Here is a 20,522-nt window from a genome sequence, read left to right as displayed (position 1 = left end):
AACCCTCATGGACGTCCGCAGGGTCGCCATCATCGGCGGCAACCGCATCCCGTTCGCGCGGTCGAACGGTCCCTACGCCAGCGCGTCGAACCAGGACATGCTCACGGCCGCGATCGACGGCCTGGTCAGCCGGTTCTCGCTGCAGGGCGAGCGGATCGGCGAGCTGGCCGCCGGCGCGGTGCTCAAGCACGCGCGCGATTTCAACCTGGCGCGCGAATGTGTGCTCGGCAGCAGGCTCGCGCCGGAGACGCCCGCGTCGGACGTGCAGATGGCCTGCGGCACCGGTCTGCAGGCGATCGTCAACGTGGCCAACAAGATCGCGCTCGGGCAGATCGACTCGGCCATCGCGGGCGGGGTGGACACCACCTCCGACGCGCCGCTGGCCGTGAACGACGACCTGCGCCGGGTCCTGGTGCGCATCAACGCGGCCAAGTCGCTCGGCGACCGATTGAAGCTGCTGACGAAGCTGCGGCCGGGACAGATCGTGCCGGAGATCCCGCGCAACGCGGAGCCGCGCACGGGCCTGTCGATGGGCGAGCACGCGGCCGTCACGGCCAAGGAGTGGGAGATCACGCGTGCGGCGCAGGACGAGCTGGCCGCCACCAGCCACCAGCGTCTGGCGGCCGCGTACGAGCGCGGGTTCTTCGACGATCTGATGACGCCGTTCCTGAAGCTCACCCGCGACCAGAACCTGCGCGCGGACTCGACGGCGGAGAAGCTGGCGAAGCTGAAGCCGGCGTTCGGCGGCCAGTCCGGCACGATGACGGCGGGCAACTCCACGCCGCTGTCGGACGGCGCGTCGACGGTGCTGCTGGCCAGTGAGGAGTGGGCCAAGGCGCGGAAGCTGCCGGTGCTGGCGTACCTGACGTTCTCGCAGACGGCCGCGGTCGACTACGTGCACGGCCGCGAGGGGCTGCTGATGGCGCCCACCTATGCGGTGCCCCGGATGCTCGCGCAGGCCGGATTGTCCTTGCAGGACTTCGACTTCTACGAGATCCACGAAGCGTTCGCCTCGCAGGTGCTGGCCACGCTGAAGGCTTGGGAGGACCCGGACTTCGCCAAGGAGAAGCTCGGCCTCGACACGCCGCTCGGTTCGATCGACCGGTCGAAGCTCAATGTCAACGGATCCTCGCTCGCGGCGGGCCACCCGTTCGCCGCGACCGGCGGTCGCATCGTGGCCACCCTGGCGAAGCTCCTGGACGAGAAGGGCTCCGGCCGCGGACTGATCTCCATCTGCGCGGCCGGTGGGCAGGGCATCACCGCGATCCTGGAGAAGTAGGCCTTCGCGCGCCGCTCGCCTGCCTCACGCGGCGAGCGGCGCGCGGACGCTCACTCAGCCCGGCAGCTTGTCCTTCGCCGCTTCCACCTGCTTGCCCGCCTGCTTCGCGGCCCGGCGGGCTCGCCAGCCCAGGCTCGGCTTGCCTTCGGTGTCCGCGGCGGCGATCAGCAGGCCGCCCGCCAGGCCGGCGTTCTTCAGGAAGTGGATGAGTTGCTGCTGCTTCTCGCCCTCGTCTTTCGCTTCCCAGAACGGGTGGCCGGCGACGCTTGTCGGGACCAGGCTGCCGATCAGGGCGATGGCCGACAGCCGCGGCATCTTGCCGAAGGCGAACATCGAACCCGCGACGATCTTCACCGCCGCGTCGATGCGGACCAGGGTCTCCGCATCCGTCGGCACCGCATCCGGCAGCTTCGCCTGCTGCTTGCCGACCGTCTTGTCGATCAGTGGTTTCGCGGCCTGGGCGTGATATTCGGTCTGCTTCAGCGCACCGATCCCGCCGTAGATGAAGATCGACGCGAGCAGGGGACGGGCCAGTCGACGCAAGATCACGGTCCTCGCCTTCCTAGGTGGTCGGGCTTGTCACCAGGGAAAGTACCCACAAAACGCGGTCTTCAAAGATCTAACGTTTTCTAGCACGAAAACTAGAAAGACATAGACACTTGTAGCGACACGCTGGTAGTGGTTTCTGGGCAAATATCAGGTCAGCACTAGAAAGGCCGATACCGTCCTAGGATGGACCCCATCCGCAACCCCTTCGCGCCGGGTGCAGGGCAGCGTCCACCCGAACTGGCCGGCCGGGAACGTGAGCTCCAGGCCTTCGAGGTGGTGCTCCAACGGGTCGCACGCGGGCGGCCGGAACGCAGCCTCGTGCTGACCGGGCTGCGCGGGGTCGGCAAGACCGTCCTGCTCGGCGAGCTGCGTTCGATGGCGGTCCGGCACGGTTGGGGCGCGGGCAAGATCGAGGCCCGGCCCGACGCCGAACTCCGCCGTCCGCTCTCCGCGGCGCTGCATCGCGCCGTCCGCGATCTCGCTGTCCGGCATCGCGCGCCGGACCGGGTCGAGGAAGTGCTCGCGGTGCTCAAGGCTTTCGCGCTGCGGGCCAACAAGTCGGACGCGAAACTGCGCGACCGCTGGCAGCCAGGCATCGACGTGCCTGCCGCGCAGGGCCGCGCCGACTCCGGGGACATCGAGATCGACCTGGTCGAGCTGTTCACCGACGTCGCCGAACTGGCCGCGGACGTCGGCACCGGCGCGGTGCTGCTGATCGACGAGATGCAGGACCTCAAGGCGCCGGACGTGTCCGCGCTGTGCGCCGCCTGCCACGAACTGTCCCAGTCCGGCGCCCCGCTCGTGGTGGTCGGCGCCGGGCTGCCACATGTGCCCGCCGTACTGTCGGCGTCGAAGTCCTACTCCGAACGGCTTTTCCGTTACGCCCGCATCGACCGCCTCGACCGCGGCGACGCCGACCGGGCCGTGCTCGCCCCCATCGAACGCGAGGAGGCGGGGATCGCGGAGGAAGCGCTCGACGCGCTGTTCGACGCCTCGGGCGGCTACCCCTACTTCATCCAGGCCTACGCCAAATCCGCCTGGGACGCCGCGCCCGCGGATCCGATCACCGTGAAGGACGTACAGGTCGCCGCCCCGGAGGCCGAACAGGAACTCGCCGTCGGCTTCTTCGGCTCCCGCTACGAACGAGCAACCCCGGCCGAACGCGAGTACCTGCTGGCGATGGCAGAGCTGACGCAGGGCCGCGACGAGGGCGCCGGCACCTCGGACATCGCCGTGTACCTCGGCCGCAAGCCCTCCTCGCTGTCCCCGGCGCGCGACAGCCTGATGAAGAAGGGCCTGGTGTACTCCGCCGAACGCGGACTCATCGCCTTCACCGTGCCGCACTTCGGGCATTACCTGCTCGGCCGCACCGACGACTGATCGGGTTCTCTACGCATTTCTAGTATTTCGGCTAGATATCAACATCGTCCGCAATATGGCCTCGGATCCGACGATTCATCGGCACGTGTGCCATGTCACCGAATGATCATGGGACCGCTTGTGAAAGAAGGCGCATACTGGAGGTACTCGAACAAGAGAGGGATGCAGCACCCGATGACGAACATCGCCGCCAAACTCCGCGCCCGCCGGGCCCAGGCCCGCACTCGCCGCGCGATCAACCACGCGATCGACACCGCGGCCACCGTCACGATGCGGCAGGAGCTGATCGCCATCGCGCAGGCCCGCCAGGCGCACACGCGCTGACGCGGATACAGTGACCTAAGCCACAAGATGGCTACGGTGTAACGCCGAGAAGGAAACCGGCGATACCCATTACGACCCCGTGATGCTGGCGGACCCCCGACCTGGCAGCATCACGGGGTTTCCAAGGTTCCCCCTGTTCGACGCTTTGCGTCTTCCCGGGGGCCTTTCTTTGTAGTGGGGGGCGACCCCCCACACCCCCACGGTGCGAGCTCCTCAGCCTTGGTGAGCTGGGTGCGTTGTCGTTGGACCAGCATTCGCTGGCGGGCTCGCGTCGCTCGCGTCGCTCGCTTGTGCTTGCGGGCCTGGGGCTACGTGATATCTCCAACTGGCAGGCGAGGACATCTCTTCCCCCCAAAACACCCAAAAGACTTGACGCCGCGTGTTCTTCCGGGGCTATTCTTTGACTGCGTCAACGGAATGGTTGGGGTGGTCAACGTTGCAGGATCAGGTGCTGGTGGAGCGAGTCGCCCAGGTCAGGGCGTTCAACCGGCTCTACACCGGGGTCATCGGGGCCCTCGACGAGGGGCTCGTCGGGACGTCCTACCCGCTGAGCGAGGCCCGGGTGCTGTACGAGCTGGAGCAGCAAGGGGTCACGGAGGTGACCGAGCTGCGTAGCCGACTCGGGCTCGACGCCGGGTACGCCAGTCGCCTCCTCAGCCGCCTCGAAGGACGCGGGCTGCTCGTCCGCGAGAAATCCGCCAGCGACGCGCGGCGCCAGGTCATCCGCCTCACCGACAGCGGCCGCGAGGCCCAGCATTCCCTCGAACAACGCACGATCGACCAGATCAGCGACCTACTCCGCCCACTGAGCGACGAGGATCAGCGCCGCCTGCTCGGCTCGATGCGCGCCATCACCGGCATGTTCGGCGAGCCCGAACCGTCGCCGGTCGTGCTGCGTCCTCCGCGGGCTGGCGACTTCGGCTGGATCGTGCAGCGGCACGGGGCGCTCTACGCGCAGGAATACGGCTGGGACGCGACGTTCGAGGCACGGGTCGCGCGGATCATCGCCGACTACGTCACCGGCGACGAACCACACAAGGCGACGTGGATCGCCGAACTCGACGGCGAGCGGGCCGGGTCGGTCGCGTGTTCCCGCGGCCGCGACGACAAGACCGCCCAGCTGCGGCTGCTGCTGCTCGAACCCCGCGCCCGCGGCCGAGGCGTCGGCAAACGGCTCGTCTCCGAATGCATCGAGTTCGCGCGGGCGGCCGGATACCGCGCGATGGAGCTGGAAACCTACAACGTGCTGGAAGCCGCGCGCGGCATCTACCGCAAGGCCGGTTTCGAGATCGTCGAGCGCGAGCCCGCGCGGCACTACGGCCACGACCTGGTCGGCGAGACCTGGCGACGCGAGTTGTAGCGATGGTCGTCGTGTACTGCCCGACCTGCGATCGGCGGACCCTCATGGGCCTCGACGAGGTCGAGTGGGTGCACAACCTCGCGCCCGGCGTGATCTCGGTCAGCGGGCACTGCCCGCAGGGGCATCCGGCGGTGCTGCTGACCGGAGCGGCGTTCTACCGCGTCTGCCGGCCCATCCCGTAGAACTCCGGGTTCGGGCGCAGCGCGGTCAGATGGGCCAGCCGGTTCGACATCGCGAACAACGCCGTGATCGATCCGACGTCCCAGATCTCGTCCTCGGTCAGCCCCGCCGCGCGGGCGACCTCCAGATCGCCCTCGCCGAACAGGTGCGAATCGTGCGCGAGGGCGAGCGCGAGATCCACGATCGCGCGGCCCCGCTTGTCCAGTTCCACCTGCCACGGGTTGCTCGACACCCGGTCCGCCAGCTCCGGGTCCTTCGCCCTGATCCGCAGGATCGCGCCGTGCGCCACCACGCAGTACGTGCAGTGGTTCGCCCCGGACGTGGCGACGACGACCAGCTCACGCTCCGCCTTCGTCAGCCCGCCGGGGCGCTCCATCAACGCGTCGTGATAGTCGAGGAACGCCCGCAGCTCCGCGGGCCGGTGCCCGAGCGCACGGAAGATGTTCGGCACGAACCCGGACTTCTCCGCGATCGCGCCGACCCGGTCGCGGAGATCGTCCGGCAGCTCGTCGAGCTCCACGACCGGGAAGCGGCTCACCTCACTCATGGTTCCGAGACTAGATCAGTGCACACCGATCGGGCGCAGATCCTTGTCGTGCTCGTCGGCGTGGTAGTCCGTGCCCTCGGTCTCGTCGAGGCCGTTGAACACCTTGAACGCCCGCGCGATCACGGTGACGATCACGGCCACCACCAGGTTCGCGACCAGCGCCACGAAACCGGGGTAGATCTGGACCGTGGACCCGGCGAAGGGGTGCCAGCCGAAGAGCGACAGGTTGCCCACCGGCAGGGCCGAACCGCCGAAGTGCAGGTGCTTGGTCGCCGGGTTCGGGATCGTGTACAGCATGTACACGCCCCACGCCATGCCCACGACCCAGCCCGCGATCAGGCCGATGCGGTGGAACCAGCGCGTGTACAGCGCGATCGCCACCGCGGGCAACGTCTGCAGGATCAGCACACCGCCGATGAGCTGCAGGTCGATCGAGAACTGCGGATCGATGAACAGGATGAACGCGACCGCACCGAACTTCACCACCAGCGAGGCGATCTTGGCCTGCTTCGCCTCCTGCCGGGGCGTGGCGTCCCGCCTCAGATACTCCTTGTAGATGTTGCGGGTCCACAGGTTCGCCGCGGCGATCGACATGATCGCCGCGGGCACCAGTGCGCCGATACCGATCGCGGCGAACGCGATGCCCGCGAACCACGACGGGAACTTCAGGTCGAACAGCACGGGCACGATCGTGTTCGAGTCCGCATTGCCGGTCGCCGCGTTGGTGATCGGCTTGACCCCACCCGCGATCGCGACGTAGCCGAGCAGGGCCAGCAGGCCGAGCAGGAACGAGTACGCCGGCAGCGCCATCATGTTCCGCTTGATCACCTTCCGGCCGCGCGAGGCGAGCACGCCGGTCACCGAGTGCGGGTACAGGAACAGCGCCAGCGCCGAACCCAGCGCCAGCGTCACGTACTGCAGCTGGTTGGTCGCCGTCAGGACGATCGACCCCTTCGGCTTGCCCGTGCTGGGGCTCGGTTGCGCCAGGTTCTGCGCGCTCACGTCGAAGATGTGCGACCAGCCGCCCAGCTTCGCGGGCAGGTAGAACACGGCGACCAGGATCACGACGTAGATCAGGCCGTCCTTGACGAACGCGATCAGCGCCGGGGCGCGCAGACCCGACTGGTAGGTGTAGAGCGCCAGGATGATGAACGCGACCAGGAGCGGCAGGTGGCCGACGATGCCGCCGCCGTTGAGGCCCATCGTGCGCAGCACGGCCTCGAGACCGACGAGCTGCAGCGCGATGTAGGGCATCGTCGCGACGATGCCGGTGAGTGCGATCAGCAGCGCCAGCGTCGGCGAGCCGTAGCGGCCACGCACGAAGTCGGCGGGCGTGACGTAGCCCCGCGACCGCGAAACCGACCACATGCGCAGCGCCGGGAGGAACACGATCGGGTAGAGAATGACCGTGTACGGCAGCGCGTAGAAGCCGAGCGCGCCGGCACCGAAGACCAAGGCGGGCACGGCCACGAACGTGTAAGCGGTGTAGAGGTCACCGCCGACCAGGAACCACGTGATCCACGCGCCGAACTTGCGCCCGCCGAGACCCCATTCGTCCAGATGGTCCAGCGACGCCGCGGCCTTCCAGCGTGCGGCAAGGAAGCCCAGCACGGTGATGACCAGGAACAGGACGATGAAGATGGACAGTTGAGTCCACTCCAGGCCACTTCCCGGTGCCAGCGCGAGTGTCTTCACTTGTCCTCACCTTCGTCCAGTTCTTCGACCGCCAGCAGGTCAGGCTTGCCCTTGACCACCGGCTTGTCCCTGGTCGCGACGTACACGATGGCCACACAGACCACGCCGACGATCACGAAGAGGAACTGATACCAGTAGAAGAACGGCAGTCCGAGCAACCTCGGCTTGTCGAAGTTGAACCACGGCGTGATCAACATCAGCAGCGGGACGAGCAGGAAGAGATTCCACGGGCTGAAGATCAGCCCGCTCACCCTCCCGGCGGCTTTGCCAGACATTGGAACCTCGCTTGGACGTACTTTGTGCCTGACGAACCTTAGTCCCCGTCGCGCCCGTCTGAGATATCGATTCGATCAGCAAAACGCCCGACTTACGCAGGTTGCCGAGGTCGGCTACTCCGGTTACTAATGATCGACCGCGACAAGTGACCAAACGACTTCGACACGTGACTAAGGGGCGGACATGAGGCGACTGCGCTATGCGGTGGTGATCCCGGCACTGGCCGGCACCCTGCTGGCGGCGAACACGGCGGCCTTCGCGCAACCGACCGGGGAACCGCTGAACTCGACCGGCATCCCCGACCGGTACGCGAACCAGGTGCTGAACTGGCACACCTGCACGCCGGACGAGCTGTCCGGGCAGACCCCGCCGCAGGGCGCCGAGGGCATCGAATGCGCCACCTACAACACCCCTCGCGACTGGTCCCGGCCCGGCGACAAGATCGACCTCACGATCGCGGTCAGCAGGCTGAAGGCCACCGGCGACGCCACGGCCAGCGTGCTGGTCAACCCCGGCGGCCCCGGTGCGCCGGGCAGGCTGTTCCCGGCGCGGCTGCGCAACCAGCCGAAGCTGCGCGAGCACCAGGAGATCGTCGGCTTCGACCCGCGCGGCACCGGGAAGAGCACGAACATCACCTGCGGCGGCGCGATCGGCACCGGCAGCACGCTGGACCCGCGCGACCGCAGCCACGACAACCTGAACCTGATCGAGGACGCGACGAAGTACGCGGCCGAGTCGTGCCAGGTGAAATCGGGCGATCTCGGTCCGTACATCAACACCAACGAGACCGTGCACGACCTGGACCTGCTGCGGGTGCTGCTGGGCAGGCAGAAGGTCAACTGGGTCGGCTACTCGGCGGGCACGTGGCTGGGCGCGCACTACGCGCAGGCCTTCCCGGACCGCGCGGAGCATTTCGTGCTCGACTCCAACACCGAGTTCACCACCACCTGGCAGAAGTCCTTCGACTGGCAGCCGATGGGCTTCGAGCGCCGGTGGCGCGAGGACTTCCTGCCGTGGATGGCGCAGTACGACAACCTCTACCACTACGGCGCCACCGGTGAGGACGCCCGCCAGACCTACGAGAACGTGCGCTACGCGCTGTCGAAGAACCCGGTCGACATCGAGGGCACCAAGCTGTCGGCGAACGAGCTGGATTCGCTGATCTCCTCGGAGCTCTACAGCAAGAAGTCCTTCCCCGAACTGGCGCAGTTCCTGGTGGACGTGCGGACGCTGACCCAGAACGCGCCCGCCGAGCAGCAGGCGAGCGCGAAGGAGAAGCTCTCCGCCAGCAAGGCGGCGGAGAAGGCGATCGGCCCGCAGCCGCTGGTCGTGCCGAGCGACTACGACGACGCCTACAACGCCAGCTTCTGGACGATCCCCTGCAACGAGGGGCCGTGGGTCGGCGACAAGCAGACCGCCATCAAGCAGTCCGACGAGCTGGGCCCGAAGTACCCGCTGCTGGGCTGGGGCTGGCTGATCCAGCCGTGCATCTTCTGGAAGAACCAGCCGGAGCCGCTGCCGGTGATGAACGGGGCCGGGGTGCCGCCGGTGCTGATGGTCCAGGCCACGCACGACCCGGCCACCCCGATCGAGGGCGCCGAGCGCGCGCACAAGGCGTTCCAGAACTCCCGGATGATCACGGTGACCGGCGAGGGTGACCACGGCATCTACGCCGGTGGCAACGCGGCGGTGGACAAGGTTGTGGAGGACTACCTCGTCGACGGGATCGTGCCCAACGACCAGAGCCTGCCCGGCATGCCGCTGCCGGTTCCCAAAGGCGCCTAGCTGACGACCTCTTCGAGGGCCCTGTCGAGTTCCGGCTCGGCGGGGCCCTCGTCGTTTCCGAAGCTGCCGGACATCACGGCGAGCACCAGGTAACCCAGTGCCAGCACGAACATCGCCGCACCTGCGAGCACCATTTCCCACCTCCCTGCCTCACTGAGACGTGTCGATCATGCAGGGCGTTGCCGATTGCCGAATCTCGTTCCGGTCTCGGCTTCCACACCCGTCCACAGGCTGTGCACAGGGTTGTCCACAAGCTGTGGAGAATTCGCGCACTAAACTGTGGACATGGTGCGAGTGCCGCTGACCGAAGCCGAACGTGAACGCGGTGAGCGGCTCGGCGCCGTCCTCCGCGAGGCCCGGGGAAGCCGGAGCATGGGGGAGGTGGCCGCCGAGGCCGGCATCTCGGTGGAAACCCTGCGCAAGATCGAGACCGGGCGTATCCCCACCCCGGCGTTCTTCACGGTGGTCGCGGTGGCCGACGCGGTGGGCCTGCCGCTGGAGTCCCTCCGCGCGGCGGTGCCGGTCAGCGCAACACTGCGATGACCGGGGCGTTCGCCTCGGTCTCGTAGTTCAGCGCCCACGCGAAACGCCGCGAGGGCCACCATCGGGTTTCCGACGGTGGCCCTCGCGGGTCGGAACACTCAGCCCAGACGCGACTTCAGCGCGTCCAGCTCGTCGTGCAGCGAGGTGGGCACGCGGTCGCCGATCTTGGCGAACCACTCCTCGATCAGCGGGATCTCCTGGCGCCACTCGTCGGCCTTGACCGCGAGCGACTCCTGGACGTCCTCGAGCGGCTCGGTGATGCCGTCGAGGTCGAGGTCCTCGGCGCGCGGGACCAGGCCCACCGGGGTCTCGACGGCACCGGCCTTGCCCTCGAGACGCTCGACGATCCACTTCAGGACCCGCGAGTTCTCGCCGAAGCCCGGCCACAGGAACCGCTTGTCGTCACCGCGGCGGAACCAGTTGACGTAGAAGATCTTCGGCAGCTTCGCGGCGTCGGCGTTCTTGCCGGTGTCCAGCCAGTGCTGGAAGTAGGCACCCGCGTGGTAGCCGAGGAACGGCAGCATCGCCATCGGGTCGCGGCGCACCTCGCCGACCTTGCCCGCCGCGGCCGCGGTCTTCTCCGACGACATGGTGGCGCCCATGAACACGCCGTGCTGCCAGTCGCGGGCCTCGGTCACCAGCGGGACCGTGGTGGCGCGGCGGCCACCGAACAGGATCGCCGAGATCGGCACGCCCTTCGGGTCGTCCCATTCCGGCGCGAGCGTCGGCACCTGGGCGATCGGCGTGCAGAACCGCGAGTTCGGGTGCGCGGCCGGCACGTCGGACTCCGGCGTCCAGTCGTTGCCCTTCCAGTCGGTCAGGTGCTCGGGCGCCTGCTTGGTCATGCCCTCCCACCAGACGTCGCCGTCGTCGGTCAGCGCGACGTTGGTGAAGACCGTGTTGCCCTTGTCGATGGTCTTCATCGCGACCGGGTTGGTCTTCACGCCGGTGCCGGGGGCGACGCCGAACAGGCCGAACTCCGGGTTGATCGCGTAAAGCCTGCCGTCCTCGCCGAACCGCATCCACGCGATGTCGTCACCGATGGTCTCGGCCCGCCAGCCGGGAACGGTCGGCTGCAGCATCGCGAGGTTGGTCTTTCCGCAGGCGCTCGGGAACGCGGCCGCCACGTAGTAGGCCTTGTTCTCCGGCGAGATCAGCTTGAGGATCAGCATGTGCTCGGCGAGCCAGCCCTCGTCGCGAGCCATCACCGAGGCGATGCGCAGCGAGTAGCACTTCTTGCCGAGCAGGGAGTTGCCGCCGTAGCCCGAGCCGTAGCTCCAGATCGTGCGGGACTCCGGGAAGTGCGAGATGTACTTCGTGTCGTTGCACGGCCACGCGACGTCCTGCTCGCCCGGCTCCAGCGGCTTGCCGACGGAGTGCAGGGCGGGCACGAACTCGCGCTCGGTGCCGTCCTCCTTCACGAACTTCTCCAGCGCCGCGGCCCCCATGCGGGTCATCGTGCGCATCGAGGCGACCACGTAGGCGAAGTCGGTGACCTCGATGCCGAGCTTGGGGTTGTCGTCGCCGAGCGGGCCCATGCAGAACGGGATGACGTACATCGTGCGACCACGCATGCAGCCCCGGTAGAGCTCGGTCAGGGTGGCCTTCATCTCGTCCGGGTGCATCCAGTTGTTGGTGGGCCCGGCGTCCTCCTCCTTCTCGGAGCAGATGAACGTGCGCTCCTCGACGCGCGCGACGTCGCTCGGGTCCGATGCGGCCCAGAACGAGTTCAGCTTCTTGTCGAGCTGCACGAACGTGCCCGCTTCGATGAGTTCGGAATTGATCCGCGCGGCCTCTTCCTCGGAGCCGTCACACCACACCACTCGGTCGGGAGTGGTCAGTTCGGCGATTTCCCGCACCCACGCAAGCACACCGCTGTGCGAGGTCGGCGCCTTGTCCAGTCCCGGGATGGCTACTGCAGTCATTCCTTCTCCTGACTTCGACGGGAGGAGCCCGCAACCGGACGCGGCTGTCCGGGAGCGGGCTCCATCGCCGGCGACCGAATGGCTTCGCGCGCCGGCTGGCGACCGGCGTGCTCGAAATTGGGATTCCTTGAGGTTAGCCGTATGGACGGCAGGTAACCGAGAGCTGAGCTGTCGGTTCTCTCACAAGAACGATCAGGGAATCGATTCAGATATCGCTGAACCGGCCTAGCGGAGAAAGGTTTCCGGTTAGGCCGTGATCTCGCCGATACCAACAACCCGATCACGGCACGGGTTTCACGACCTCGCGGACGATCGGCGCACCCGCCCCCGAGGTCGCCACACGGGCCGCTCCGGGTGCCGTTTCCACCAGGCACCAGGGCCAAAGGTCCCCAGGTCCGAGGGCTTTTTTCGCCGGAGCGGATGGCTCGGGGCTGCTGGCCGGGGCCCCGGGTGAATTCGGCCATGACGGGGTCGAGATCCGGCGGTTGCGCCAACGCGGGGGCGCACACGATCAGGTCAACGCGGTTCCCTGCGCGAAGCGACCGAAATATCCGGTTTCAGTTCTGCGAGATCCACTGCCCGGTGATGGAGTCGATCTTCGCGACGCCTTCGACGACGGTGTCCCGGCCGCCGCCCCACAACTGGTCGCTGTCGGCGGGGACGTCCGCGGCCACGCCGTTGGCGTTGGTCTCGGTCCACTGGCCGGGACCGGTGTGCTCGTAGGTGTGCGATTCGCCGTCGGGCGTGATGATCGTCTGCACGTCCGCCTTGCCGTCGCCGTCCACGTCGGTGAACATGCGGGTGTTGCCGTCCTGGTCGGTCACCACCGCGGTGTCGGCCGTGCCGTCGGAGTTGCTGTCGATCGTGGCGTGCCCCAGGTCGACGGTGCCGCCCTGCATGTCCGCGGTGATGTCACCCTGCCTGCCGGTCTGCTCGTCCCCGCCGTGGTGCGTGGTGTCCGAACCCCCGTCGGCCACCCACTCGCCGGTGGAGGAGTCGAACCGTGCCGACTCGACGACGTTGCCCTCGGCGTCGGTGTGCAGGTACTGGTCGGCGTGCCCGTCGTGGTCGCTGTCGACGTAGGCGGTGATCGTGCCGTCGGCGTTGTCGAGGCGGACCGCGTCGTTGTGCCCGTCGTGGTCGATGTCCAGGTTCTCCTCGGCGGAGTAGGTCTGTCCTTCGACCGAGATCTCCATCTCGCCGTCGTGTCCGCCCTCGGGTGATTCAGCACCGCCAGTATCGTCGATCCACACGGCCCGGTTCTCCCGCTTCTCGAGGTCTTTGATCTCGCACTTGGACTCACCGTATTCCGGTTCGGTTCCCGGACACAACCGGATGGTTCAGCGCTGGTCACGCAGCCCGCGAATGCGTTTGAGCAGGTTCTCCGCCTTGTCCCTGGCGTCGCCGACCTCCCTGATCCTGCGGGTCAGTTCGGCCAGGGAGCGGTTGCGCTCCTGCGCATCCATCTTTATCGCCTTGTCGACTTCTTTCAGCTCGGCCTCGATCGCGTCGATGCGGCGGCTCAGCGCCTCGTCGAGTGCGAGGGAGAGCTGCTGTTCGGCCTCGATGAGCTGCTCGGCGACGAGCTGGTCCAGCGTCGAGCGCGCGTCCGCGATCGACTCGACGAGCCACTGCTTCATGTGCTGCTTGTCCGCCGCGTGCCTGCGTGTGCGCGCCATCCACCAGCCCGCGCCGAGCCCGATGACGATCGTCGCAGGCAGTACCACCGGGTTCAGCAGAGCGACGCCGGCCAGCGGCAGTGCGGCGATCTTGCCCGCACCGACGCCGCCGGAGACGCCCATGAACACCAGCAGCTTGTCCTCCGGCGTCGGCGGCCGTTTGTCGGGCGGGCGCAGCACCACCTGCGGCCCGCCGGCACGCAGGAACTGAGCCCGGATCACGTCGAGCTCGTCGCGCGAGAACAACTCGGCGAGCGCGACGTCGGTGACGCGGTTGAGCCGGTGCGCCATCGTCGAGGACACCCGCTGGGAGATCATCTGCAGCGCCGCGTCGACCTGTTGCGGCAGCTCGTGCAACTGCTCGCGCTTCGCGGCGTCGATCTGCTGCCGGAAATGGGACTGGGCGTCGCGCATCTGCCTGCTCGACTCGTGCCCGAGGTCGACCCTGGCCCGCTGGATCTCGCCGCGCAGCTTGAGCTGCCAGCCCCTGGTCGAGGAGCGGCGTTCGGCGGAGAGCTGGTCGCGCCGGGTGCGCAGGGCGTCGGCCTCGGCCTCACCCGAGGACAGGGCGCGCTGCTCGGCCTTGAGCAGTGCGTGCCGTTCGCCGAGTGCCGAGGACAGCGCGCGCAGGGTGTTGGCCTCGCCGAGCATGGCGGAGCGGCCGACGAGCAGTTCCTGCAGCACGGTCTGCAGCTCGCCGATCCCGGACCGCTCGCGCAGCACGGCGGCGGCCTGGTCGCTGGGCGCGCGGCCGGCCATCTCGAACAGCCGCGCCGACACCGGATGAAACGGCGCGTCGGCGAAGCGGGGCGCGTGCTCGGCGAGCAGTTCCCGGTTGGCCGCCAGTACCTCGCGCCAGCCGCGGAACTGGTCGGTTTTGGACAGTGCGAACACCACGGTCTCGACGCGGTCGCCCATCTGGCGCAGGAAGTCCAGCTCGCCGGAGGTGAACGGGGCGGACGCGTCGACCACGAACAGCAGCGCGGTGGCGTTCGCCGCGGCCTCCATCGCCAGGTCACCGTGCGCGGAGTTGAGCCCTCCGACGCCGGGAGTGTCCACAACGGACACGCGTTCGAGGATCGGCACCGGCCCGGTCACCTCGACGTAGCGGGGCGGGAGCTGGCCTGCGGGAAAGTCGTGCGCGGCCGAGACCCAGCGGGTGAGCTCGTCCAGCGGGATGCCGACGGGGGCGAGCTGGCCGGGGTAGCAGGCCTGGGCCGCCCACTCGGGGCCGTGGTCGAACACCAGGTACGCGGCGGTGGCCACGTCGGCGTCGACGGGGGACAGGCCCGGTGTCGCGAGCAGGGCGTTGACCAGGGAACTCTTGCCGCGGTTGGTCTCACCGACCACCACCACGGACGGTTTGCCGGGCCGGGCGCGGCGGATGTCCTCGACCCATTTGGCGGCCTGCGGATCGTTGTCGCGCAGCAGGTCGAGCAGGCCTTCGCGGGCCTGCTTGACCTGGGCGGGCAGTGCGCTGAGCGAGGCGGCGGTCATCGTTTCTGGTACACCGTGACGATCGGGGCGCGCAGGAGCTTGTCGTGATCGGTGAACCCGGCCACCTCGGTTTCGGCGACCGTGCCGTCCAGGGCTGGGTCGTCGGTCTCGACGGCGCCGCCCGCCTCGTGCACGGACGGGTCGAACCGCTGGCCGTCGGGACGCACCGCGGTGACCCCGACACTGGCGAGACCCTGTTCGAGGCGTTCCACGACGCCGCCGCTGCGGGCGCGGTCGAGTGCGTAGAGACAGAGCTGAATGAGCGCCTGGCGGTCGGCCAACGCCCGGTCCAGCACGGCTTTCACATCGTCTTCCGACGTGCCGGTTCCGTCGATCTCCTTGATCAGCGCGGCGGAGATCTGCCCGGTCGGATCGTCCGCGGTCACGTCAGGCTCCCTGCGAAACCATGAAGGCACGCCTACACCCCCGGTTCTCGCGCCGCTGTCGCTTCACGGGTTGACGTTATCGCGTGGCCCATCGTGGCGGAGCGTTTCGCCCAATCCGGGTGGTTCACTGGGCCCGCAGCTGCTGCCAGATCAGGAAGTACGCGCGGTGCACCACGTGTGCCACGCGGCTCTGCGCGGGCGTCGCGCCGAAGGACGCGAACGAGCGCCACCAGCCGGCGCGCTCCAGCGCGTGCGCGGCGAGTTCCTGCCGGTCGCTGCCCGGCATGCCGAGTTGCGCGGCGATGTCGGCATTGCTGCCGACGCGGAGGACCTCCTCGGCAAGGTCCTCCGGCATGTCCACGGCACCGGCCACCACCAGCGTCAGCGCCTCCAGCACCCGCAACTGGTGCGCCTCCGGTTTGGCCAGCAGCACCTCGATCGCGTCGTGCACGCGCTGGCGTTCGGCCGGGTCGCCGGAGGCGTGCGCCAGTGCGGTGACCGACGCGAGTGCCGCCGCGGCCTTGATCCCGTCCGCGCGCGCGGCGAAGACCACGTTCAGCCGGGAGCGTACCGCGGCCAGCCCCGAGGACTCCAGCAGGATGCGGCGCAGCGCGCCCGCGGTGATCTCCGGATCCGCGTGGATCGCGTCGATCGCGCAGCGGATGCCGTACAGGTCAAGGCGTTCCAGCAGGCGCAGCCGGGTGCCCGTCGGTACGTCGCACTCCCAGCTGGTGAAGATGTCCGCCGCCATCAACATGGTCTCCAGCGTGGCTTCGTCCACTGTGGACAGCTGGCGGAGCGCTTCGGCGTCGGCGGAGGTGAAGCCGCCCGATTCGGCGGACTCGGCGACGAGGCCGATGACCGGTAGCACGTCGGCGACCCTCGGCTTCAGCAGCGCGGCCTGTTTCTCGGCCAGCAGCGTCGCCGCCTTCCACACATCATCGCCCGCGCCGCGCACCGATTCGGGCGCGACGGTGTCGGCCTTGTTCAGCACGGCGATCGCGTTCACCGGCCCGGCCTCGCGGCTCGCGGTCGCCGCGGTGAACGCCGCCAGCGCCTGCTGGTCGTCCGCGCGCACGCCCTGCGTCACGACGTAGAGCACGGCCTCCGCGCCGGCGACCGCGTTGCGGGAGGTCTCGTCCAGTTCGTCGGAACCCTCGTCCTGGCTCGCGGCGCCGAGCAGCTGCTCGGTCCGCGACACCGACGCGGCGTCCAGCGAACCGAGCCCGGGTGTGTCGATCACCGTCATGTCCTGCAACACCGCGTTGGTCAGATACGCCTCGATGTGCGACACCTCGGCGATGTCCACGCCCAGCTCGGCGGGAATCATGCCGTCCGGTGCGAACGGCAGCACCTGCTTGCGGCCGGTGGTGAACACGACCTCGATGCGGTCCACGGTGCCGTACTGGAACCGGGTCACCAGGCGGGTGCACTCGCCGACGTCGGTGGGCGCGACCCGGCGCCCGATCAACGCGTTCACCAGCGTGGACTTGCCCGATTTGATCCGGCCGGCGACGGCGACCTGCAACGGCGCGGACAGCCTCCGGACGACCTCGGCGAACCCGGCCGCCGTACGCGCCGAGACCTGCGGTTGCAGCCTGCGGCAGAGGTTGGCCACCGCCACCGAAAGGGGCCCCGTGAGCCGGCCCGGGTCCGTCACGTCGCCCCCTCCCTGTAGCTGGTCCGAATACTGCCACGCCTCATGCCACGGTCCCAGGCAAGGTGGTCCCGCCGGATGACGCGCGGTCGCGTGGTGCCGACCTAGGGTGGCCGGGTGCGGCGACTGAGTCTGTGGATGCGGGCCCACCCGATGGTGGGCGACAGCCTCATCGCACTGTTGTTCCTGGTCCTCGACCTGATGCTGTACGTCGCCGAGGCGGCCTCGTCCGGCCCGGGCAAACCGTGGTACGTCATCGTTCCGATGGACATCGCGATGACCGCACCGCTGGTGTTCCGGCGCAGATATCCGCTGGCGGTCGCCTACGTCGTGCTGGTCATCGGGTTCGTGCACGGCACACTGCAGATCGGCTTCGGGAGCCTGACCACCGCGGCGGTGCTGCTGTACACGCTCGTGATGTACGTGGGACGCCGCCAGGCGCTCTATTACCTGTGCGCGCAGATCGCGTCGGGCGTCGTTTCCTTCGTGCTGAACTCGCAGGGCCAGTCGAGCCTGGTGTTCTCGATCGTGGTGGGGCTGACCTTCGCGTTCTGCTGGGTGCTCGGCGAGTTCATGGGCGCGAGGCAGGCCTATCACGCCGAGGTCGAGGCGCGGCTGCACCTGCTGGAGACCGAACGCGACCAGGCGAGCCGGATCGCGGTCGCCGAGGAACGCGGCCGGATCGCACGCGAACTGCACGACGTCGTCGCGCACGCGGTCAGCGTGATCGTGGTGCAGGCCGATGGCGCCTCCTACGCCCTGCGCTCCGATCCCGACCTTGCCGAACGAGCCGTCCAGACGATCTCCCACACCGGCCGGGAGGCGCTGGCGGAGCTGCGGCGGCTGCTGGAGGTGCTGCGCAACGAACAGCCCACCGACGGCCCGCGCATCCCACAGCCGGGCGCGGAATCGCTCGGCGAGCTGGCACAACGGGTCCGCGAGGCGGGGGTGCCGGTGCGGTTGGAGATCGAGGGCGGGCTGACCGGGCTGCCGACGGGGGTGTCGCTGGGGGTGTACCGGATCGTGCAGGAATCGCTGACCAACACGCTCAAGCACGCGGGGCCGGGCGCGCGGGCGCTGGTGCGGGTGCGCCGGTCCGACGAGCGGGTCGACGTCGAAATCACCGACGACGGGGCGGGCAAGGCACGAGCGCTCGTGCCCGAGGCCCATTCGCTGCCCGGCGGCAACGGGGTGATCGGGATGCGCGAACGCGCCACCCTCTACGGCGGTTCGCTCGACGTCGGCCCGGCGCCCGGCGGTGGCTGGCGGGTGCACGCGAGCCTGCCCGTTAGGTTGGCGCCATGATCCGTGTGGTCGTGGTCGATGACCAGGAGCTGATGCGCGCCGGTTTCCGCATGGTGCTGGGTGCGCAGGACGACATCGACCTGGTGGGCGAGGCCGGGGACGGCGCCGAGGCGGTGCGGCTGGCCGGGGAGCTGCGGCCGGACGTGGTGCTGATGGACGTGCGCATGCCCGTGCTCGACGGGGTGGAGGCGACCAAACGCATCGTGGACGCAGGCACGTCGCGCGTGCTCGTGATGACGACCTTCGACCTGGACGAGTACGTGTACGCGGCGCTGCGCGGCGGGGCCAGCGGGTTCCTGCTCAAGGACACCCCGCCCGCCCATCTGGTGTCCGCACTGCACGCGGTGGCAAGCGGTGAGGCCGTGGTGTCGCCGTCGGTGACGCGCCGCCTGCTGGACCGGTTCGTCAGCGCGGGCGGCGGACCCCTGCGCGACGCGTCCACCCTGGAGGTGCTGACCGACCGCGAGCGCGAAGTGCTGGTGCTGATCGGCAAGGGACTGTCCAACGTGGAGATTGCCGAAAAGCTGTTCCTGTCCGAGGCCACGGTGAAGACACACGTCGGCCGCATACTGGCCAAGCTCGGACTGCGCGACCGCGTGCAGGGCGTCGTGCTCGCCTACGAAACCGGCCTCATCCGGCCCGGCCTCGGTTAACGGAACAACGCCGGATCGGCCTGCTCGGGTTCGATGCCGGCCTCGCGCACCTCCTTCAGCCACCGGCCCCAATCCGGCCGGGTGCCGTCGAGATCGGCGAAGCCGTAGGTGTGCATGAGCGTCCACGAGGCCAGCGTCTTGCCCGCGAAACGCGAGACCTCCGGATCGGCGGCCAGCGCCGCGACGCCACGCCCGAGGTAGTGCGGCGTTTCCGATACGACGAAATCGGCCGGTGCCTTCTTGCCCACCGCGTCCCGCCACGTGTCCTCGGTGACCTCGAACAGGTCGAGCATCATTTCCGAGCGCAGGAATCCCGGCGTGACGGTGAGTCCGGTGCATTCGTACTTCGCCAGCTCCGCCCCGAGTGCGCGGCCGATCGCGCGGACTCCACTCTTGGCGAGGTAATAGGGAATGGTGGGCCCGGCGTAAACATCGGTATCGCCGTCGGTCACCTCGATCACCAGTCCACCGGGCCTGGACACGACCAGCGGCAGTAACCGGTGCAGCGCGATCAGATGCGTGTCCAGGGCGTTGTGCACCTGGGCCAGCGCACCGTCGAGGCTGGACTCCCAGTACGGGACGTCCCATTCGATGAAGCGGTCCCCGCCCCACACGTCGTCGATCAGGATGTCCACCCGGTCGCCGACGCTGTCCCGCAAACTGTCCACATCGGATGGCTCGGTGAAGTCGCAGCGCACCGCGAGGCCGTGCCCGCCCGCGGCGGTGACCAGCTCCGCGGTGTCCTCGATGGTTTCCGGACGCGCCATCGGTGAACCCGACCGCCTCGTGGTGCGCCCGGCGCAGTACACGGTGGCGCCGCGCGCGCCGAGCTCCACCGCGATGGCTCTGCCGCACCCTCTCGTCGCCCCGGTGACCACGGCGACCTTGCCGTTCAAGTCAGTCATATCCGGCAAGCTACCCCGGACCCCCGACAAAAAGCTCAGGGGCGATTCAGGGTCATCACGGATCGCGCCGTGCCGGCGGGCACGAGAAGCTACTACCGCAGTCGGGTACCAAGTTCGACCCACAGGATGACGCGCCGGGACGCCTTTTCCGAAAAGATGAAGTCATCAGGGGTAATCGACAGGCTTTGACCAGGGGAGCAAGTCATGATCGAGGCAATCGGCCTCACCAAGAGATACGGCAGGACGCTTGCCGTCGACGACCTGTCCTTCAGCGTCGAACCCGGACAGGTCACCGGTTTTCTCGGCCCGAACGGGGCCGGGAAGTCCACCACGATGCGCATGATTCTCGCGCTGGACAACCCGACTTCGGGTCAGGTCCGCATCGGCGGCAAGCACTATCGCGAGCTGAAGCATCCGCTGCGCACGGTCGGCGCGCTGCTCGACGCGAAGTGGGTGCACCCGAACCGGTCCGCGCGGGCGCACCTGCTGTGGATGGCCAAGTCCAACAAGATCCCGGTGCGCAGGGTGGACGAGGTGCTCGAGACCGTCGGTCTGTCCGGGGTCGCGGGCAAGCGGGCGGGCGGGTTCTCGCTGGGC

21 protein-coding genes are annotated in these 20,522 nt (G+C 68.6%); 10 read left to right on the top strand and 11 right to left on the bottom strand.

All coding sequences use genetic code 11. The features are described from left to right. The first annotated feature begins 7 nt into the window (after positions 1 to 7). On the top strand, positions 8 to 1,279 hold the full coding sequence (locus tag HFP15_RS37225; RefSeq protein ID WP_168522405.1) for an acetyl-CoA C-acetyltransferase: 1,272 nt from the start codon (positions 8 to 10) through the stop codon (positions 1,277 to 1,279). A gap of 54 nt (positions 1,280 to 1,333) precedes the next feature. Here HFP15_RS37225 and HFP15_RS37220 read toward each other — a convergent pair whose 3' ends face one another. Next, on the bottom strand, positions 1,334 to 1,828 hold the full coding sequence (locus HFP15_RS37220; protein ID WP_168522403.1) for a DoxX family protein: 495 nt from the start codon (positions 1,826 to 1,828) through the stop codon (positions 1,334 to 1,336). A 183-nt stretch (positions 1,829 to 2,011) separates the two neighbouring features. Between HFP15_RS37220 and HFP15_RS37215 the strand changes: the two genes are divergently transcribed. From HFP15_RS37215 to HFP15_RS37200, 4 genes are all read left to right on the top strand, one after another. Next, positions 2,012 to 3,208, top strand: coding sequence for an ATP-binding protein (locus HFP15_RS37215; protein ID WP_168522401.1), 1,197 nt, complete (start codon positions 2,012 to 2,014; stop codon positions 3,206 to 3,208). Between the two features lie 174 nt (positions 3,209 to 3,382). Then, complete coding sequence (locus HFP15_RS37210; protein ID WP_168522399.1) at positions 3,383 to 3,532, top strand: hypothetical protein; 150 nt, start codon at positions 3,383 to 3,385, stop codon at positions 3,530 to 3,532. Between the two features lie 436 nt (positions 3,533 to 3,968). After that, a complete protein-coding gene (locus tag HFP15_RS37205) occupies positions 3,969 to 4,892 on the top strand; it encodes a bifunctional helix-turn-helix transcriptional regulator/GNAT family N-acetyltransferase (RefSeq protein WP_168522397.1) in 924 nt (307 codons plus the stop codon). Between the two features lie 2 nt (positions 4,893 to 4,894). Beyond that, positions 4,895 to 5,074 (top strand): hypothetical protein, encoded by a 180-nt coding sequence (locus HFP15_RS37200; protein WP_168522368.1) that lies wholly within the window; start codon positions 4,895 to 4,897, stop codon positions 5,072 to 5,074. Here HFP15_RS37200 and HFP15_RS37195 read toward each other — a convergent pair. Genes HFP15_RS37195 through HFP15_RS37185 form a run of 3 tightly spaced genes read right to left on the bottom strand, consistent with a single transcriptional unit; the run spans position 5,047 to position 7,589 of the window. Further along, positions 5,047 to 5,619: a peroxidase-related enzyme gene (locus HFP15_RS37195; RefSeq protein ID WP_168522395.1), complete on the bottom strand. Its 573-nt coding sequence runs from the start codon at positions 5,617 to 5,619 to the stop codon at positions 5,047 to 5,049. The genes HFP15_RS37200 and HFP15_RS37195 overlap by 28 nt on opposite strands. 15 nt (positions 5,620 to 5,634) lie before the next feature. Continuing rightward, positions 5,635 to 7,314 carry a monocarboxylate uptake permease MctP gene (gene mctP / locus HFP15_RS37190; protein WP_312871932.1) on the bottom strand — a complete coding sequence of 560 codons (1,680 nt, stop codon included), beginning with the start codon at positions 7,312 to 7,314 and terminating at the stop codon, positions 5,635 to 5,637. Then, a complete protein-coding gene (locus HFP15_RS37185; protein WP_168522393.1) occupies positions 7,311 to 7,589 on the bottom strand; it encodes a DUF3311 domain-containing protein in 279 nt (92 codons plus the stop codon). The genes mctP and HFP15_RS37185 overlap by 4 nt, the downstream gene beginning before the upstream one ends. 184 nt (positions 7,590 to 7,773) lie before the next feature. On the opposite strand from HFP15_RS37185, the gene HFP15_RS37180 reads away from it, so the two are divergent. Next, the gene (locus tag HFP15_RS37180; protein WP_168522391.1) at positions 7,774 to 9,375 is read left to right on the top strand and encodes an alpha/beta hydrolase; all 1,602 of its coding nucleotides are present in this window, start codon (positions 7,774 to 7,776) and stop codon (positions 9,373 to 9,375) included. Here the strand turns inward: HFP15_RS37180 and HFP15_RS37175 are convergent. Continuing rightward, positions 9,372 to 9,509, bottom strand: coding sequence for a hypothetical protein (locus HFP15_RS37175; RefSeq protein ID WP_168522389.1), 138 nt, complete (start codon positions 9,507 to 9,509; stop codon positions 9,372 to 9,374). The two genes, HFP15_RS37180 and HFP15_RS37175, sit on opposite strands and share 4 nt — an antisense overlap. 151 nt (positions 9,510 to 9,660) lie before the next feature. Here HFP15_RS37175 and HFP15_RS37170 point away from each other — a divergent pair, with 151 nt between their 5' ends. Beyond that, positions 9,661 to 9,918: a helix-turn-helix domain-containing protein gene (locus HFP15_RS37170; RefSeq protein WP_168522387.1), complete on the top strand. Its 258-nt coding sequence runs from the start codon at positions 9,661 to 9,663 to the stop codon at positions 9,916 to 9,918. Between the two features lie 98 nt (positions 9,919 to 10,016). Here HFP15_RS37170 and HFP15_RS37165 read toward each other — a convergent pair whose 3' ends face one another. From HFP15_RS37165 to HFP15_RS37145, 5 genes are all read right to left on the bottom strand, one after another. Further along, entirely contained in the window at positions 10,017 to 11,843 is a 1,827-nt protein-coding gene (locus HFP15_RS37165; protein ID WP_168522385.1) for a phosphoenolpyruvate carboxykinase (GTP), read from the bottom strand. Positions 11,844 to 12,400: 557 nt separating this feature from the next. Beyond that, positions 12,401 to 13,096: a DUF6802 family protein gene (locus tag HFP15_RS37160; protein ID WP_168522383.1), complete on the bottom strand. Its 696-nt coding sequence runs from the start codon at positions 13,094 to 13,096 to the stop codon at positions 12,401 to 12,403. An 87-nt stretch (positions 13,097 to 13,183) separates the two neighbouring features. Next, positions 13,184 to 15,019 (bottom strand): dynamin family protein, encoded by a 1,836-nt coding sequence (locus tag HFP15_RS37155; RefSeq protein ID WP_168522381.1) that lies wholly within the window; start codon positions 15,017 to 15,019, stop codon positions 13,184 to 13,186. After that, positions 15,016 to 15,405, bottom strand: a complete 390-nt coding sequence (locus tag HFP15_RS37150) for a nucleotide exchange factor GrpE (protein ID WP_168522379.1) — start codon at positions 15,403 to 15,405, stop codon at positions 15,016 to 15,018. Before HFP15_RS37150 ends, HFP15_RS37155 begins: the two co-directional genes overlap by 4 nt. A gap of 124 nt (positions 15,406 to 15,529) precedes the next feature. After that, positions 15,530 to 17,065: a dynamin family protein gene (locus HFP15_RS37145; RefSeq protein WP_168522377.1), complete on the bottom strand. Its 1,536-nt coding sequence runs from the start codon at positions 17,063 to 17,065 to the stop codon at positions 15,530 to 15,532. 135 nt (positions 17,066 to 17,200) lie between these two features. On the opposite strand from HFP15_RS37145, the gene HFP15_RS37140 reads away from it, so the two are divergent. Together HFP15_RS37140 and HFP15_RS37135 are read left to right on the top strand one after the other, a co-directional pair. Continuing rightward, a complete protein-coding gene (locus tag HFP15_RS37140) occupies positions 17,201 to 18,367 on the top strand; it encodes a sensor histidine kinase (RefSeq protein WP_446680263.1) in 1,167 nt (388 codons plus the stop codon). Continuing rightward, a complete protein-coding gene (locus HFP15_RS37135) occupies positions 18,364 to 19,020 on the top strand; it encodes a response regulator (RefSeq protein ID WP_168522375.1) in 657 nt (218 codons plus the stop codon). Before HFP15_RS37140 ends, HFP15_RS37135 begins: the two co-directional genes overlap by 4 nt. On the opposite strand, the gene HFP15_RS37130 is transcribed toward HFP15_RS37135, so the two are convergent. Next, positions 19,017 to 19,925 (bottom strand): SDR family oxidoreductase, encoded by a 909-nt coding sequence (locus tag HFP15_RS37130; RefSeq protein WP_168522373.1) that lies wholly within the window; start codon positions 19,923 to 19,925, stop codon positions 19,017 to 19,019. The genes HFP15_RS37135 and HFP15_RS37130 overlap by 4 nt on opposite strands. Before the next feature lie 204 nt (positions 19,926 to 20,129). Between HFP15_RS37130 and HFP15_RS37125 the strand changes: the two genes are divergently transcribed. After that, positions 20,130 to 20,522: ATP-binding cassette domain-containing protein (locus tag HFP15_RS37125; RefSeq protein WP_168522371.1), on the top strand; the 393-nt coding region annotated here is incomplete at its 3' end.

This window comes from Amycolatopsis acididurans (assembly GCF_012328925.1).
GTDB classification, from domain to species: Bacteria; Actinomycetota; Actinomycetes; order Mycobacteriales; family Pseudonocardiaceae; genus Amycolatopsis_E; species Amycolatopsis_E acididurans.
This window is presented reverse-complemented; position numbering and strand designations above follow the sequence as displayed.

Excerpts from the sequence above, each read along its gene's own strand:
- HFP15_RS37225 (WP_168522405.1), top strand. The coding sequence starts at position 8 with ATGGACGTCCGCAGGGTCGCCATCATCGGCGGCAACCGCATCCCGTTC.
- HFP15_RS37215 (WP_168522401.1), top strand. The coding sequence starts at position 2,012 with ATGGACCCCATCCGCAACCCCTTCGCGCCGGGTGCAGGGCAGCGTCCA.
- HFP15_RS37210 (WP_168522399.1), top strand. The coding sequence starts at position 3,383 with ATGACGAACATCGCCGCCAAACTCCGCGCCCGCCGGGCCCAGGCCCGC.
- HFP15_RS37200 (WP_168522368.1), top strand. The coding sequence starts at position 4,895 with ATGGTCGTCGTGTACTGCCCGACCTGCGATCGGCGGACCCTCATGGGC.
- HFP15_RS37195 (WP_168522395.1), bottom strand. The coding sequence starts at position 5,619 with ATGAGTGAGGTGAGCCGCTTCCCGGTCGTGGAGCTCGACGAGCTGCCG.
- HFP15_RS37185 (WP_168522393.1), bottom strand. The coding sequence starts at position 7,589 with ATGTCTGGCAAAGCCGCCGGGAGGGTGAGCGGGCTGATCTTCAGCCCG.
- HFP15_RS37180 (WP_168522391.1), top strand. The coding sequence starts at position 7,774 with ATGAGGCGACTGCGCTATGCGGTGGTGATCCCGGCACTGGCCGGCACC.
- HFP15_RS37175 (WP_168522389.1), bottom strand. The coding sequence starts at position 9,509 with ATGGTGCTCGCAGGTGCGGCGATGTTCGTGCTGGCACTGGGTTACCTG.
- HFP15_RS37170 (WP_168522387.1), top strand. The coding sequence starts at position 9,661 with ATGGTGCGAGTGCCGCTGACCGAAGCCGAACGTGAACGCGGTGAGCGG.
- HFP15_RS37165 (WP_168522385.1), bottom strand. The coding sequence starts at position 11,843 with ATGACTGCAGTAGCCATCCCGGGACTGGACAAGGCGCCGACCTCGCAC.
- HFP15_RS37155 (WP_168522381.1), bottom strand. The coding sequence starts at position 15,019 with ATGACCGCCGCCTCGCTCAGCGCACTGCCCGCCCAGGTCAAGCAGGCC.
- HFP15_RS37140 (WP_446680263.1), top strand. The coding sequence starts at position 17,201 with ATGCGGGCCCACCCGATGGTGGGCGACAGCCTCATCGCACTGTTGTTC.
- HFP15_RS37135 (WP_168522375.1), top strand. The coding sequence starts at position 18,364 with ATGATCCGTGTGGTCGTGGTCGATGACCAGGAGCTGATGCGCGCCGGT.
- HFP15_RS37130 (WP_168522373.1), bottom strand. The coding sequence starts at position 19,925 with ATGACTGACTTGAACGGCAAGGTCGCCGTGGTCACCGGGGCGACGAGA.